Genomic DNA, 14,745 nt, shown 5'->3' on the forward strand with positions numbered 1-14,745 from the left:
TCGGGCAATGAGCGCCTGTCGCCGGCGCCAGAGGCGACCGCCACGCCCTTCACAAGCCTGACAGCGCGCCCGCTCACCGGTACAATCGATCTCTTTGCCGCAACGCTTGGAGTCCGATCTCCCGTGTCAGTTCTGCGCCTACCGAAACTGTCGGCCACGGCCGGCAAACAAACCTGGGGCAACCTGCCCGGCGCGGCCTTGAGCCTGGCCGTCGCCGAGGCGGCCAGTACCGCTGGTCGCTTCACCCTGTTGCTGACCGCCGACAGCCAGGCCGCCGACCGCCTGGAGCAGGAGCTGCGCTTCTTCGCGCCCGAGCTGCCGGTGCTGCCGTTTCCCGACTGGGAAACCCTGCCCTACGACCTGTTCTCGCCGCACCAGGACATCATCTCGCAGCGCATCGCCAGCCTCTACCGGCTGCCGGAGCTGGACCACGGCATTCTCGTGGTGCCGATCACCACCGCCCTGCACCGCCTGGCGCCGACGCGCTTCTTGCTGGGCAGCAGCCTGGTGCTGGACGTCGGCCAGAAGATCGACGTCGAGCAGATGCGCGGCCGCCTGGAAGCCAGCGGCTATCGCTGCGTCGACACGGTGTACGAGCATGGCGAATTCGCCGTGCGCGGCGCGCTGATCGACCTGTTCCCCATGGGCAGCAAGCAGCCGTACCGTATAGACCTGTTCGACGACGAGATCGAAACCCTGCGCACCTTCGACCCAGAGAGCCAGCGTTCGATCGACAAGGTCGACTCGGTGCGCCTGCTGCCGGCCCGCGAGTTCCCCATGCAGAAGGACGAGGTGACCCGCTTCAAGGCGCGGTTCCGCGAACGCTTCGACGTCGACTTCCGACGCAGCGCGATCTTCCAGGACCTCACCAGCGGCATCATCCCGGCCGGTATCGAGTATTACCTGCCGCTGTTTTTCGAAGAAACCGCGACCCTGTTCGACTACTTGCCGGCAGACACCCAGGTGTTCTCACTGCCTGGCGTGGAACAAGCCGCCGAACATTTCTGGAACGATGTGCGCGGGCGCTATGAAGAGCGCCGCGGCGACCTGACCCGCCCCCTGCTGCCGCCGGCCGAGCTGTTCATGCCGGTGGAGGACTGCTTCGCCCGCCTCAAGCAGTGGCCGCGAGTGGTGGTCAGCAGCGAGGAACTGGAGGCCGGCGCCGGCCGCGAGCGCTTCCCGGCCCGCGCGCTGCCCGACCTGGCGATCGAGGCCAAGGCCAACCAGCCGCTGGCGGCGCTGGCGAACTTCCTCGACCAGTTCGCTGGCCGGGTGCTGTTCACCGCCGAGTCGGCCGGTCGGCGCGAAGTGCTGCTGGAGCTGCTCGAACGCCTCAAGGTACGCCCGCAGACGGTCGAGAACTGGGCCGATTTCGTCACCGGCAAGGCACGCCTGGCGATCACCATCGCGCCGTTGGACGACGGCCTGCTGCTGGACGACCCGGCCATCGCCCTGGTCGCCGAAAGCCCACTGTTCGGCCAGCGCGTGATGCAGCGCCGGCGCCGCGAGAAACGCGGCGAGGCGGCCAACGACGCGGTGATCAAGAACCTCACCGAGCTGCGCGAAGGCGCGCCGGTGGTGCACATCGACCACGGTGTCGGCCGCTACCTGGGCCTGGCCACGCTGGAGATCGACGGCCAGGCCGCCGAATTCCTCACCCTCGAATACGCAGAGAACGCCAAGCTCTATGTGCCGGTGGCCAACCTGCACCTGATCGCCCGCTACACCGGCAGCGACGACGCCCTGGCGCCGCTGCACCGGCTCGGTTCGGAAGCCTGGCAAAAAGCCAAGCGCAAGGCCGCCGAGCAAGTGCGCGACGTCGCCGCCGAGCTGCTCGACATCTACGCTCGCCGCGCCGCGCGCAAGGGCTACGCCTTCGCCGACCCGGCCGCCGACTATGCTACCTTCAGCGCCGGCTTCCCGTTCGAGGAAACCCCGGACCAGCAGGCCGCCATCGAAGCCGTGCGCGCCGACATGCTCGCCGGCCAGCCGATGGACCGCCTGGTCTGCGGCGACGTCGGCTTCGGCAAGACCGAGGTGGCCATGCGCGCCGCCTTCATCGCCGTGCACAGCGGCCGCCAGGTGGCGGTGCTGGTGCCCACCACCCTGCTCGCCCAGCAGCACTACAACAGCTTCCGCGACCGCTTCGCCGACTGGCCGGTGAAGGTCGAGGTGATGAGCCGCTTCAAGTCGGCCAAGGAAGTCGCCAGCGCCGCGGCGGAGCTGGCCGAAGGCAAGATCGACATCCTCATCGGCACCCACAAGCTGCTGCAGGACGATGTGCGCTTCAAGGACCTGGGCCTGGCCATCATCGACGAGGAACACCGCTTCGGCGTGCGCCAGAAGGAGCAGCTCAAGGCCCTGCGTAGCGAGGTGGACATCCTCACCCTGACCGCCACGCCGATTCCGCGCACGCTGAACATGGCGGTGGCGGGCATGCGCGACCTGTCGATCATCGCCACCCCGCCGGCACGGCGTCTGTCGGTGCGCACCTTCGTCATGGAGCAGAACAAGAGCACGGTCAAGGAGGCGCTGCTGCGCGAGCTGCTGCGCGGCGGCCAGGTGTATTACCTGCACAACGATGTCAAGACCATAGAGAAGTGCGCCGCGGACCTTGCCGAGCTGGTACCCGAGGCGCGCATCGGCATCGGCCACGGGCAGATGCGCGAACGCGAACTCGAACAGGTGATGAGCGACTTCTACCACAAGCGCTTCAACGTGCTGATCGCCTCGACCATCATCGAGACCGGCATCGACGTGCCCAGCGCCAACACCATCGTCATCGAGCGCGCCGACAAGTTCGGCCTGGCCCAACTGCACCAACTGCGCGGCCGGGTCGGACGCAGCCACCACCAGGCCTACGCCTACTTGCTGACGCCACCGCGCCAGCAGATCAGCAGCGATGCCGAAAAACGCCTGGAGGCCATCGCCAACACCCAGGACCTGGGCGCAGGCTTCGTGCTGGCCACCAACGACCTGGAGATCCGCGGTGCCGGCGAACTGCTCGGCGAGGGCCAGAGCGGGCAGATCCAGGCCGTCGGTTTCACCCTGTACATGGAAATGCTCGAGCGCGCGGTCAAGGCCATTCGCAAGGGCGCCCAGCCGAACCTCGAGCAGCCGCTGGGCGGCGGCCCGGAGATCAACCTGCGTCTGCCGGCGCTGATCCCCGAGGACTACCTGCCCGACGTGCACGCGCGGCTGATCCTGTACAAGCGCATCGCCTCGGCGGCCGACGAAGAGGGCCTCAAGGACCTGCAGGTCGAGATGATCGACCGCTTCGGCCTGCTGCCGGAGCCGACCAAGAACCTGATGCGCCTGACCCTGCTCAAGCTGCAGGCGGAAAAGCTCGGCATCAAGAAGGTCGACGCCGGCCCCAACGGCGGCAAGCTGGAGTTCGAGGCCGAAACGCCGGTCGACCCGCTGACCCTGATCAAGCTTATCCAGGGCCAGCCCAAACGCTACAAGTTCGAAGGCGCGACCCAGTTCCGCTTCCTGGTGCCGATGGAACGCCCCGAAGAACGCTTCAACACCCTGGAGGCGCTGTTCGAGCGTCTCGCCCCACAACCGAACTAAGGAAGCTCCATGCGTGCCATCCGTTGCCTGCCCCTGCTGCTGGCGTTGCTCACCCCGGCAGCCTTCGCCGCAGGCCCTTATCAGGTGGAAATGCTCCTGGTGCGGCAGAACGCCGTGCCGGCCATCACCAGCCCGTTCGCCCCGGAAAACTGGAGCGCCGGCGCGCCGCGCCTGGAACAGGGCGCCGAGCGCCCGACCGCCCTTGGCGACGAGGCCACCCGCCTGCAGGCCACCGCGGACTACACCGTGCTGTTGCACAAGGCCTGGCAACAGGACGGCGACAGCGTCGCGCTGAGCGCCGGTGAAGAGCAGTTCGGCCATTTTCCCATCGAAGGCAACCTGACCATCAAGGAAAACCGCTTCATCGCCGTCGACGCCAACCTCTGGGTCAATCAGCTCGACAGCAACGGCAGCGTGCTGCGCAGCGAGCAATTCAAGCAGAGCAACAGCAACATGAAGGCCGGCCAGCTGACCTTCCTCGACGGCGGGCACCTGGCCGTGCTGCTCAAGGTGTCGCCGGCCGGCGCGCGCAAGATACCGCTGCCGGACCCGGAAATGATGGAGCCGTGACGCCGTGAACGCCGACGTGCAGAAACTGGCCGCCGAGAATCCAAGCTGGAAGCGCGACTTTTCCGCTGCCACCCTGCAACGGGGCGAGCGCTACGCCGAGCAGGGGCTGGTGAAGATCCAGTCCCACGGCGACTCGCGCATCGTGGCCAGTTGCCTGGGCAGCGGCGGCAATGTCTACAGCCAACGGATCATCATGACCGCCGGCCCTTCTGGACAGTGCCATGTGCGCGGCAGCTGCTCCTGCCCGGTCGGCCACAACTGCAAGCATTGCGCCGCCGCGCTCTTCACCGTGGCCAACAGCTACCAGGGCGCCCCACCGGCCAGCGATCAACTGCCCCATCATCTGCAACAGTGGCTGCAGGGCCTGGAGCGTCCAGAGCCGGCACAGGAAGCCGCGCAAGACAAGCGCGGGCGCATGGTCTGCTATCAACTGCAGCTCGACGAGGACCACAACAGTTGCGTGCTGCGCGTGCGCAAGGGCACCCGCGAAGAACACGGCATCCGCTACAGCCGGGTGCAGTCGCTCTACGAACTGCTCTACGAGCCGCCGAAGTTCGTCAAGGAAGAAGATCTGCGCATCCTGCGCCAACTGTCTGCGCAGAACGCCCCCTACGGCCAGGAGCGTGGCTACACCCTCAAGGGACATGAAGGGGGCGAGCTGTTGCAACGGGTGCTGGATACCGGGCGCCTGATGTTCGTCGACGAACTGCCACTGCTGCGCCAGGGCCCTGAGCGCCAGGCGCAGTTCCGCTGGGTGCGCCTGGACAGCGGTGACTACCGGGGCAGGTGGTACAGCGCCGAGCAGCCGCTGGAGTGCATACTGGCGCTGATACCGCTGTTCTATTTCGATATCGAGACCCAACAGATCGGCACCGTCAGCCATGACCTGGACCCGCACACTGCCCTGCAGCTGTCCCTCGCACCCGTTGTACCGGAACACCTCATCGTGCCCCTCAGCCACAAGCTCAACGCCCTGAATCACCAGTTGCCAACACCCACCAGCGTGCAGCAGGAACAGCTCGAGGGCATCGAGCCAGTGCCCCACCTGGCGCTGGGCAGCCTCGAATTCAGCGCCTACACGCCCAAGACCGGGCGCATGCAACGGCAGATGCAACACCGCGCGGCGCTGTCGTTCGACTACGACGGCCTGCGCGCCAGCGGCGCCGACGACAAGGCGCTGAGCCGCCTGGTCGGCACCACCAGCCAACGCATCCGCCGCCAGCCCCAAGCCGAACAGGCGCTGCGCAAGGCGTTGCGCGAGCATGGCTTCAAGCCGGCCACCCGCCAGAGCAAGGCCTTGCCCGACAGCGCCGGCGAGATGTACCAACTGCCCGACGACGAGGCCTGGCTGCGCTTCGCCCGCGAGGGTCTGCCACGCCTGCGCGAGGCCGGCTGGATAATCGACACGCACCGCGACTTCGCCTTCAACCTGCACGAGGTCGACGACTGGTACGCCACCATCGAAGAGGCGCCGGGGCATGAGTGGTTCGACCTGGAGCTGGGCATCGTCGTCGACGGCCAGCGCCACAGCCTGCTGCCGATCGTGCTGCAACTGCTGCGCGCCAGCCCCGAGCTGCTGCGCCCCAGCGAGCTGGCGCGGCGCAGTGACGGCGAGCACCTGCTGATCGACCTCAACCGCGCCCGCCACGACAGCCCGGCGCTGCGCGTGGCCCTGCCCTATGGGCGGATCAAGGCCCTGATGGGCACCCTCGGCGAACTGTACCTGCAAGAAGACGCGGTCGGCCCCAGCGTGCGCCTGGAGCGCGCCGATGCCGCGCGCCTGAATGATATAGACCAACTGCCCCTGCACTGGGAAGGCGGTAGCCATGTACGAGACCTGGGCCGCCGCCTGCGTGACGCCCGCGACCTGCAGGTGGCGCCACCCAAAGGGCTCAACGCCACCCTGCGCCCCTACCAGCAGCAGGGTTTGAACTGGCTGCAGGCACTGCGCGAGATGGGCACCGGCGGCATCCTCGGCGACGACATGGGCCTGGGCAAGACCCTGCAGACCCTGGCCCACCTGCTACTGGAAAAGCAAGCCGGGCGCCTGACCCAGCCAGCGCTGGCGGTGATGCCCACCAGCCTGGTGCCCAACTGGCTCGATGAAGCCCAGCGCTTCGCCCCTGACCTGCGCGTGCTGGCCCTGCACGGCCCCGGCCGGGCCAAGCACTTCGCCAAGCTGGCCGACTACGACCTGGTGCTGACCACCTATGCCCTCGCCCCACGCGACCTCGAGCACCTCAAGGCGCAAGCCTGGCACCTGCTGGTGCTGGACGAGGCACAGAACATCAAGAGCAGCACCAGCAAGGCCGCCCAGGCCGTGCGCGAGTTGCAGGCCAACCAGCGCCTGTGCCTGACCGGCACGCCGATGGAAAACAACCTCGGCGAACTCTGGTCGATCTTCCACTTCCTGTTGCCCGGCTGGCTCGGCGACAGCAAGCGCTTCAGCCACGACTACCGCACGCCGATCGAGCGCCACGGCGACACCGAGCGCATGGCCCACCTGGCCAGCCGTATCCGTCCGTTCCTGCTGCGCCGTACCAAGGAACAGGTGGCCACCGAACTGCCACCCAAGACCGAGATGGTCCACTGGGTCGAGCTCAGCGACGCCCAGCGCGACACCTACGAGGCGGTGCGAGTGGCGATGGACAAGAAGGTCCGTGACGAGATCACCCGCAATGGCGCCGCGCGCAGCCAGATCATCATCCTCGACGCCCTGCTCAAACTGCGCCAGGTGTGCTGCGACCTGCGCCTGGTCAAGGGCAGCGCCGAGGCCAAGGGCAGCTTCGCCGACAAGGGCAAGCTGGGCAGCCTGTTGGAGATGCTCGAGGAGCTGCTCAGCGAAGGGCGCAAGGTCCTGCTGTTCTCACAGTTCACCTCGATGCTCGCGCTGATCGAGCTGGAGCTGGAAAAACGCGGCATCCGCTACAGCCTGCTGACCGGTGACACCCGCGACCGACGCACCCCGGTGCAGCAGTTCCAGAACGGTGACAGCGACGTGTTCCTGATCAGCCTCAAGGCCGGTGGCACCGGGCTGAACCTGACCGCCGCCGATACCGTGATCCACTACGACCCCTGGTGGAACCCTGCGAGCGAGAACCAGGCCACCGACCGTGCCTACCGTATTGGCCAGGACAAGCCGGTGTTCGTCTTCAAGCTGATCACCCGCGGCACCGTGGAGGAGAAGATCCAGTTATTGCAACAGGAAAAGGCCGCGTTGGCCGCGGGCCTGCTCGATGGCGGGGAGGCCGGGCAATGGCGGTTGGGCGACGAGGAAATCGAGGCGCTGTTCGCGCCGTTGCCAAGCAAGCGAAGCAGCAAATAACAGCCCGCCCCCACGAGCCCCAGGACTTCGTGGGAGCGGGCTCGCGATGAAGGCGGCCAGGTCAATCGACCAGTTGCGCTTCCTGCAACGCCCCCAGCGCCTCCAGCCAACGTGGCTGCTGGCGGTAGTCGGTGCGGGCAAAGCCTTGTCCACGCATCCGCGCGATCCGCGGCGACGGCTTGACCTTCAGGCGCTGCGCCGCGCTCAATGCCAGCTCGGCCGCCGCCCGGTCGTTGCACACCAGGCCCATGTCGCAGCCCGCGCTCAGCGCCGCCTCTATACGGCTGGCAGCATCTCCCACCACATGCGCGCCAGCCATCGACAGGTCGTCGCTGAAGATCACCCCGTCGAAACCCAGCTCGCCGCGCAGGATGTCCTGCAGCCAGCGCCGCGAGAAGCCCGCGGGCTGGTTGTCCACCTGCGGGTAGATGACATGCGCCGGCATCACCGCCGCCAACTGCCCGCTGAGGCGGCTGAACGGCACCAGGTCCACGGCGCGCAGCTGCTCCAGGCTGCGCTCGTCCACCGGGATCGCCACGTGCGAGTCGGCCTCGGCCCAGCCATGCCCTGGGAAATGCTTGCCACAAGCGGCCATGCCGGCGGCATTCATGCCGCGAATGAACGCGCCGGCCAGCGCGGTGGCACGCTGCGGATCACCCTCGAAGGCGCGGCTGCCGACCACGGCGCTGCGCTGGTGATCGAGGTCCAGCACCGGGGCGAAGCTCAGGTCCAGGCCCACCGCCAGCACTTCGGTCGCCATCAGCCAGCCGCACTGCTCGGCCAGGTACTCGGCGTTGGCGTTGTCGGCGAGCGCGCGCATGGCTGGCAGGCGCACGAAACCCTGGCGCAGGCGCTGGACCCGCCCACCCTCCTGGTCGACCGCCAGGATCAGCTCGGGACGGATGGCGCGGATCGACGCGCACAGCTCGCGCACCTGGCGCGGGCTGTCGATGTTGCGGGCAAAGATGATCAAGCCGGCCACTTCGGGCTGGCGCAGCAGATGGCGATCTTCGGCGGTCAGCCATTTACCGGCGATATCCACCATCAGGGAGCCTTGCAGGCTGGCAGTCATAGGGAGTCCTTCATTGGAAATCCAGGGCGCACACTACCATCGGACCGCTTCGGGCCCGATGGTTCAGTGTGGCGGGAAGCGCGCCGGCAGGTCGCGCGGCGCGAGGCGTTTCAGGCATGGACGCTAGCTTAGCCGAAGCGCCCTGCCCCGCCCAGTGCTCAGACCTTGGCGGGGGCGCTGGACTTGCTGCGCGGGCGCAGCTGCGCCGAGGCCATGGCCTCGTCGGTGACGCCGGTATCGGCGCGCATGCCAGCGGCGAGGAACGGCACCATCAGGCGCATCACCTGCTCGATCGAGGTGTTGATGCCAAAATCGGTCTCGGCGATGGCGCGCAGGGCCTTGATGCCGGACATGCTGAACGCCGCCGCGCCGAGCATGAAATGCACACGCCAGAACAGCTCCAGTGGCGGGATACGCGGGGCGGCCTCGTTGACCAGCAGCATGTAGCGGCGGAACACCTTGCCGTACATGTCTTCGAGGTAACGCCGCAGGTGGCCCTGGCTCTGGCTGAAGGCCAAGCCCAGCAGGCGCATGAAGATCGACAGGTCGTTGTTGCTGCGTGGCTGCACGGCAAGCGCCTGCTCGACCAGCATTTCCAGCAGCTCTTCCAGGCTGGCTTTTTGCTCCGGACGCGCCTGGCGGCGCTCCAGCTCACGCTCCAGGCTGGCGCAGAACGGGCCGAGGAAACGCGAGAAGACCGCCTGGATCAGGGCCTTCTTGGAGCCGAAGTGGTAGTTCACCGCCGCCAGGTTGACCCCGGCCTTGCTGGTGATCAGGCGCAACGAGGTTTCCGCGAACCCGCGCTCCGCGAACAGCTGCTCCGCCGCATCGAGGATGCGCTCTACGGTTTCCGATTGGGCCATGACTACTCCGCCTGACAAACAGTTGTTTGAAACATACGTTTCAGGGCTGCCCCTGTCAAGGCGGGATGACCGGCCGGTCGCCATTTAAAAGCGCCAAGCTACAAGCTGCAAGCGACAAGATGCGCCCTGTGCAGACTATTTCTTGCAGTTGGTGGCTTGCAGCGAGCACGGCACTGTATATAATCCCAGTCACTGTATAAAAAGACAGAGCCCTCGCCCATGCTGAAACTGACGCCACGCCAAGCCGAGATTCTGGCTTTCATCAAACGCTGCCTCGAAGCCAACGGTTTCCCGCCAACCCGCGCCGAGATCGCCCAGGAGCTGGGCTTCAAATCGCCCAATGCCGCCGAGGAGCACCTCAAGGCCCTGGCCCGCAAGGGCGCCATCGAGATGACCCCTGGCGCTTCGCGTGGTATCCGCATCCCCGGCCTGGAAACGAAAGACGAAGACAGCGGCCTGCCGATCATCGGCCGGGTCGCCGCCGGTGCGCCGATCCTCGCCGAACAGCACATCGAGGAGTCCTGCAACATCAACCCGGCCTTCTTCCATCCGCGCGCCGACTACCTGTTGCGCGTACACGGCATGAGCATGAAGGACATCGGCATCTTCGACGGCGACCTGCTCGCCGTGCACACCACCCGCGAAGCCCGCAACGGCCAGGTAGTGGTGGCCCGTATCGGCGATGAAGTGACCGTCAAGCGTTTCAAGCGCGAAGGCAACAAGGTCTGGCTGATCGCCGAAAATCCCGAATTCGCCCCCATCGAAGTCGACCTGAAGGAACAGGAGCTGGTGATCGAGGGCTTGAGCGTCGGCGTTCTGCGCCGCTGATCCAGGAGGCGTCATGCAGCCGTTCACCCATGCACCCCAGCAAGCCCAGTTGCCGCTGTTCGAGGCCTTCCTTGCCCAGCCGGTGCTGCCAGGCCTCAAGCCCAGCGAGGCGCCGCGCAAGAGCAGCCAGCCAGAGCTGTTCAGCGAGCTGGCCCTGCGCGGCGCGCCAGGGCATTGCCAGAGCCTGCTGGCGCCGATCCTGCGCGAACTCAGCGAAGAAGACGACAGCCGTTGGCTGACGCTCATCGCCCCACCTGGCAGCCTCACCCAGGCCTGGTTGCGTGATGCCGGCCTGAACCGCGAACGCATCCTGTTGCTGCAACCCGGCGGCAGGCAGACGGCCCTGCAACTGGCCTGCGAGGCGCTGCGCCTCGGGCACAGCCATACCGTGGTCAGCTGGCTGGGCACCATCAACAGCAACGCCCGACAACAGCTGCAACGCGCAGCGGCCAGCGGAAACGCACAAAGCCTGAACATCCGCCTCGGCTGACGTTCAGGCTTTGCCTGTCAAACGCTTGAAACCCTGGGCCGCTACCGTGGCTCAGTGAAGGACGCGCGGCCCCTCTTCACGCTCGAAGTCGCCCTCAACCAGGCGGCCGGCCATTTGTACGCCAACGCTAAGCATGGCCTTGGCCACTTCCACATGCTGTCCTTGCAGGAATGCCTTGGCATCCTCGGAGAAATCCAGGGTTACCAGGGAGCCTTCATCTTCGGCACGGCGCAGCTCGATCCGGCCATCAGGCAACTCGACAATTTCTAGAAAGGACGTTGACATATAGGGCCTGCTTTTCACGAAAGGCCAGCATTGTACCAGCCATGGAAGCTATCAGCACTCACTGAGCGCGTCGCGGAATCGCCTTACCAAGTCCTTGAGGTCCTGCCGCCAGGCCTGCAACGCTTCCCGGGAAAGCGCGATCGGCTCGGGCTCGTCCAAGCTGACGGCCTGGATCAGCGGCTGGGTGACGTCGGTTTTGACGGTTTTCTTCACGACCGGTGGTCGGAACAAATCGGCATAAGCCGCCAACAGTTGCGTCAGCCAGGTTTCCCGGTGGCTCACCAGTTCGAGCATTTCACCTACCTCGGGAATGGCGATGTTATTGAGCGCTTCCTCGGCAAGCGCCTGCTCGACAGTGGCCGCCACTGGCAAACGGTAGAAACCCGCGATCTCATGGCACAGGCCCAACAGCGCGCCGTACAGGTGGAACAGCGCCGACTCGCGCTCGGCCTGGATCAGGCCCTGGGCATTCAGCGCCTGGCTCTGTTCGGCCCTGGCCATGGCTTCCAGGGCCAGGCCGGCAAAAAACAGTTTCTGGTTGGTGCGGGTGTAACGTTCCTGGGCCATGTTCGATGACCTCCCATGAGCAGCAAGGCGACATCGCAGTGTCAGGGATTGGCCCGCCCTGCCGCAAGCACAAACGCTCGCGGGGCAAGTCGCATCGGTGCGCCGATGCGACTTGCCCCGCGATAAGCCAGAAGCTCGGATCAGCGCTTGTCTTCGACCTTCCACGCCTTGCCGTCGTAGAACGCCTTCCAGCCGGTAGGCTTGCCGTCAACCTCGGACTGCACGTACTGCTCCTTGGTCTTGCGGCTGTAGCGGATCACCGCCGGGCGTCCTTCCGGGTCCTTCTGTGGCGCTTCGCAGAGGAAGTGATACTTCGGATCGATCTCGTGCTTGTGCGGGACGATCTCCAGCACCAGCGGCGCGCGGGTTTCGCGGTTTTTCGGGAACTGGCTTGCAGCCAGGAACAAGCCCGAAGCACCGTCACGCAGCACGTAGGTATCGTCGACCTTCTCGCATTTGAGCTCGGGCATGTCCACCTTGTCCATCTTCGGTGGCGCCGCCTCGCCGCTCTTGAGCAGCTTGCGGGTGTTCTTGCAGCTTGGATTGGTGCAGCCGAAGAACTTGCCGAAACGGCCGGTCTTGAGCTGCATCTCGCTGCCGCACTTGTCGCATTCCAGGCTCGGACCTTCGTAGCCCTTGATGCGGTAGTTGCCTTCCTCGATCTCGTAGCCGACGCAGTCCGGGTTGTTACCGCAGATGTGCAGCTTGCGCTTCTCGTCGAGCAGGTAGGCGTCCATCGCCGTGGCGCAGATCGGGCAACGGTGCTTGCCACGCAATACCAGCGACTCCGACTCACCTTCGTCGTCAGCAGCGATTTCGTCGCCCGGCACCAGGTTGACGGTGGCCTTGCAACGCTCCTTCGGCGGCAGGCTGTAGCCCGAGCAGCCAAGGAACACACCGGTGGAAGCGGTGCGGATCATCATCGGCCGCCCGCATTCCTTGCACGCAATGTTGGTCAGGGTCGGCTGGTTGGCACGCATGCCGTGCTCGCTGGACTCGGCTGTCAGCAGTTTCTTGCTGAAATCGCCGTAGAACTCGTCGAGGACGTTCTTCCAGTCACGCTCGCCCTGGGCCACATCGTCGAGGTTCTCTTCCATGCCGGCGGTGAAGCCGTAGTCCATCAGGTTGGCGAAGCTCTCCGACAAGCGCTCGGTGACGATATCGCCCATCTTCTCGGAGTAGAAACGACGGTTGTGCAGCGTTACGTAGCCGCGGTCCTGGATGGTCGAGATGATCGCCGCGTAGGTCGACGGGCGCCCGATACCGCGCTTTTCCATCTCCTTGACCAGGCTGGCTTCGGTGAAGCGCGCCGGCGGCTTGGTGAAGTGCTGGCTCGGGTCGAGTTGAATCAGCTTGAGCACCTCGCCCTGGGCCATTTCCGGCAGCACGTCGTCCTCGCCCGGCTTGCTCTGCTGCGGCAGTACACGGGTATAACCGTCAAACTTGAGGATACGGCCCTTGGCGCGCAGCTCGAAGTCGCCGGCCACCACGGTGACGCTGGTCGACAGGTATTGCGCAGGCGGCATCTGGCAGGCCAGGAACTGGCGCCAGATCAGCTCGTACAGGCGCTCGGCATCACGCTCCATGCCGCTGAGCTTGGTCGGGTGGGTGTTGACGTCGGACGGGCGAATCGCCTCGTGCGCCTCCTGTGCCCCTTCCTTGCTACCGTAGACGATCGGCGCGGCCGGCAGGTACTGCTTGCCGAATTCGTTCTCGATGTAGCTGCGGGCCATCTCCACCGCGTCGGTCGACAGGTTGGTCGAGTCGGTACGCATATAGGTGATGTAGCCGGCTTCGTACAGACGCTGGGCCATCATCATGGTCTTCTTCACCCCGAAGCCCAGGCGATTGCTGGCGGCCTGCTGCAGGGTGGAGGTGATGAACGGCGCTGAAGGCTTGCTGCTGGTCGGCCGGTCTTCACGCTTGCTGACGCTGTAGCTGGAGGACTTGAGTTTCTCCAGCGCGGCCATGGCCTGGGCTTCGTTCAGCGGCTTGAAGGCTTCGCCTTTCTCGCGCGCCACTTCGAAACGCACCTTGGCGCTCTTCGCGGTACCCAGGTCGGCGTGAACTTCCCAGTACTCTTCCGGATTGAACGCGCGGATCTCGCGCTCACGCTCGACCACCAGCTTAACCGCCACGGATTGCACACGGCCAGCCGACAGCCCGCGGGCGATCTTGGCCCACAGCAGCGGCGAGACCATATAGCCCACCACGCGGTCAAGGAAGCGCCGTGCTTGCTGGGCATTGACCCGATCGATATCGAGTTCGCCCGGCTGGGAAAACGCTTCCTGGATGGCTTTCTTGGTGATCTCGTTGAACACCACGCGCTTGTAGCGGCTGTCGTCACCACCAATGGCTTCGCGCAGGTGCCAGGCAATGGCTTCCCCCTCGCGATCCAAGTCGGTTGCGAGATAGATGGTGTCGGCATCCTTGGCCAGGCGGCGCAGTTCCTCGATGACCTTCTCCTTGCCGGGAAGGATCTCGTACTTGGCCTTCCAGCCCGACTCGGGGTCGACGCCCATGCGTGCGACCAGGGTGCGGCGCGCCTTCTCCTTCGGCGACAAGGCCGGAGCCTCGGCCGCGGCCTTGCCGCGCTTGGCCGCCGGTTCCTTGCTCGCACTGGCGGAACCGCTGGTGGGAAGGTCTCGGATATGGCCGATACTCGACTTCACCACGTACTGGCTGCCCAGGTACTTGTTGATGGTCTTGGCCTTGGCCGGGGATTCCACAATGACCAGCGATTTGCCCATGGATCGGAGTATTCCTGAATCTGAAGATGAAAAACGCGTCAGGTGCCAGACGCGGCACCGCTATATATAGTGGCAAAAGAGTGAGGTCAAGCGCGGTCTATCACTCACGCGCCTTGCCATGCAGCTCAGGCAAGCCTTCTTCGGCCTTGACCAAAGCAAAGCGTGGCACCTGCTCGCCGTCAACCTCGACGGACTCCTGGAACATCGAAAGCGGCCTGACCCAGAAGCTGTAGTCACCATACAGGCACTGGTAGAACACCATCCACTCTTCGCTCTCGGAATGGCGTGCCACGCTGAACACGCGATATTCAGGGCCTTTGTAATGCCGGTACACACCAGGTTGTATCTGCATGTCGCTCGCCCTCTTGAACAAATCCTGTAAAAAACAAAAGCCGGGGCACGAGGCCCCGGCTGCTGTCCCG

The 14,745-nt window shown here is 65.4% G+C and carries 11 protein-coding genes; 5 read left to right on the plus strand and 6 right to left on the minus strand.

All coding sequences use genetic code 11. The features are described from left to right. Nucleotides 1-123: 123 nt before the first annotated feature. The 3 genes from mfd (at nt 124) to E3U47_RS12475 (ending at nt 7,468) form a co-directional block, all read left to right on the plus strand. Nucleotides 124-3,573, plus strand: coding sequence for a transcription-repair coupling factor (gene mfd / locus E3U47_RS12465; RefSeq protein ID WP_134691741.1), 3,450 nt, complete (start codon nt 124-126; stop codon nt 3,571-3,573). 9 nt (nt 3,574-3,582) lie between these two features. After that, nucleotides 3,583-4,143, plus strand: coding sequence for a CsiV family protein (locus E3U47_RS12470; RefSeq protein ID WP_134691742.1), 561 nt, complete (start codon nt 3,583-3,585; stop codon nt 4,141-4,143). A 415-nt stretch (nt 4,144-4,558) separates the two neighbouring features. After that, nucleotides 4,559-7,468, plus strand: a complete 2,910-nt coding sequence (locus tag E3U47_RS12475; RefSeq protein WP_372239504.1) for a DEAD/DEAH box helicase — start codon at nt 4,559-4,561, stop codon at nt 7,466-7,468. A gap of 61 nt (nt 7,469-7,529) precedes the next feature. Here E3U47_RS12475 and nagZ read toward each other — a convergent pair whose 3' ends face one another. Together nagZ and E3U47_RS12485 are read right to left on the minus strand one after the other, a co-directional pair. Further along, entirely contained in the window at nt 7,530-8,528 is a 999-nt protein-coding gene (gene nagZ, locus E3U47_RS12480; protein WP_177414228.1) for a beta-N-acetylhexosaminidase, read from the minus strand. A 170-nt stretch (nt 8,529-8,698) separates the two neighbouring features. Continuing rightward, the gene (locus E3U47_RS12485; RefSeq protein WP_134691745.1) at nt 8,699-9,403 is read right to left on the minus strand and encodes a TetR/AcrR family transcriptional regulator; all 705 of its coding nucleotides are present in this window, start codon (nt 9,401-9,403) and stop codon (nt 8,699-8,701) included. Nucleotides 9,404-9,622: 219 nt separating this feature from the next. Here E3U47_RS12485 and lexA point away from each other — a divergent pair, with 219 nt between their 5' ends. Further along, on the plus strand, nt 9,623-10,231 hold the full coding sequence (gene lexA, locus E3U47_RS12490; protein WP_134691746.1) for a transcriptional repressor LexA: 609 nt from the start codon (nt 9,623-9,625) through the stop codon (nt 10,229-10,231). Between the two features lie 13 nt (nt 10,232-10,244). Next, entirely contained in the window at nt 10,245-10,721 is a 477-nt protein-coding gene (gene sulA / locus E3U47_RS12495; RefSeq protein ID WP_038705746.1) for an SOS-induced cell division inhibitor SulA, read from the plus strand. Between the two features lie 51 nt (nt 10,722-10,772). Here sulA and E3U47_RS12500 read toward each other — a convergent pair whose 3' ends face one another. From E3U47_RS12500 to E3U47_RS12515, 4 genes are all read right to left on the minus strand, one after another. Further along, on the minus strand, nt 10,773-11,006 hold the full coding sequence (locus tag E3U47_RS12500; protein ID WP_023630868.1) for a hypothetical protein: 234 nt from the start codon (nt 11,004-11,006) through the stop codon (nt 10,773-10,775). A 51-nt stretch (nt 11,007-11,057) separates the two neighbouring features. Next, complete coding sequence (locus E3U47_RS12505; RefSeq protein ID WP_134691747.1) at nt 11,058-11,573, minus strand: DUF6586 family protein; 516 nt, start codon at nt 11,571-11,573, stop codon at nt 11,058-11,060. A gap of 140 nt (nt 11,574-11,713) precedes the next feature. Further along, complete coding sequence (gene topA, locus E3U47_RS12510; RefSeq protein WP_134691748.1) at nt 11,714-14,323, minus strand: type I DNA topoisomerase; 2,610 nt, start codon at nt 14,321-14,323, stop codon at nt 11,714-11,716. A gap of 100 nt (nt 14,324-14,423) precedes the next feature. Next, a complete protein-coding gene (locus tag E3U47_RS12515; protein ID WP_134691749.1) occupies nt 14,424-14,675 on the minus strand; it encodes a DUF1653 domain-containing protein in 252 nt (83 codons plus the stop codon). Nucleotides 14,676-14,745 lie beyond the last annotated feature (70 nt).

Source organism: Pseudomonas sp. RIT623, from assembly GCF_004519305.1.
Classification (GTDB): Bacteria; Pseudomonadota; Gammaproteobacteria; order Pseudomonadales; family Pseudomonadaceae; genus Aquipseudomonas.

What these genes read in the sequence shown, in the direction of transcription:
- lexA (WP_134691746.1), top strand. Translation starts at nt 9,623, where the DNA reads ATGCTGAAACTGACGCCACGCCAAGCCGAGATTCTGGCTTTCATCAAA.
- E3U47_RS12500 (WP_023630868.1), bottom strand. Translation starts at nt 11,006, where the DNA reads ATGTCAACGTCCTTTCTAGAAATTGTCGAGTTGCCTGATGGCCGGATC.
- E3U47_RS12515 (WP_134691749.1), bottom strand. Translation starts at nt 14,675, where the DNA reads ATGCAGATACAACCTGGTGTGTACCGGCATTACAAAGGCCCTGAATAT.
- E3U47_RS12475 (WP_372239504.1), top strand. Translation starts at nt 4,559, where the DNA reads ATGGTCTGCTATCAACTGCAGCTCGACGAGGACCACAACAGTTGCGTG.
- E3U47_RS12485 (WP_134691745.1), bottom strand. Translation starts at nt 9,403, where the DNA reads ATGGCCCAATCGGAAACCGTAGAGCGCATCCTCGATGCGGCGGAGCAG.
- sulA (WP_038705746.1), top strand. Translation starts at nt 10,245, where the DNA reads ATGCAGCCGTTCACCCATGCACCCCAGCAAGCCCAGTTGCCGCTGTTC.
- topA (WP_134691748.1), bottom strand. Translation starts at nt 14,323, where the DNA reads ATGGGCAAATCGCTGGTCATTGTGGAATCCCCGGCCAAGGCCAAGACC.
- E3U47_RS12470 (WP_134691742.1), top strand. Translation starts at nt 3,583, where the DNA reads ATGCGTGCCATCCGTTGCCTGCCCCTGCTGCTGGCGTTGCTCACCCCG.
- E3U47_RS12505 (WP_134691747.1), bottom strand. Translation starts at nt 11,573, where the DNA reads ATGGCCCAGGAACGTTACACCCGCACCAACCAGAAACTGTTTTTTGCC.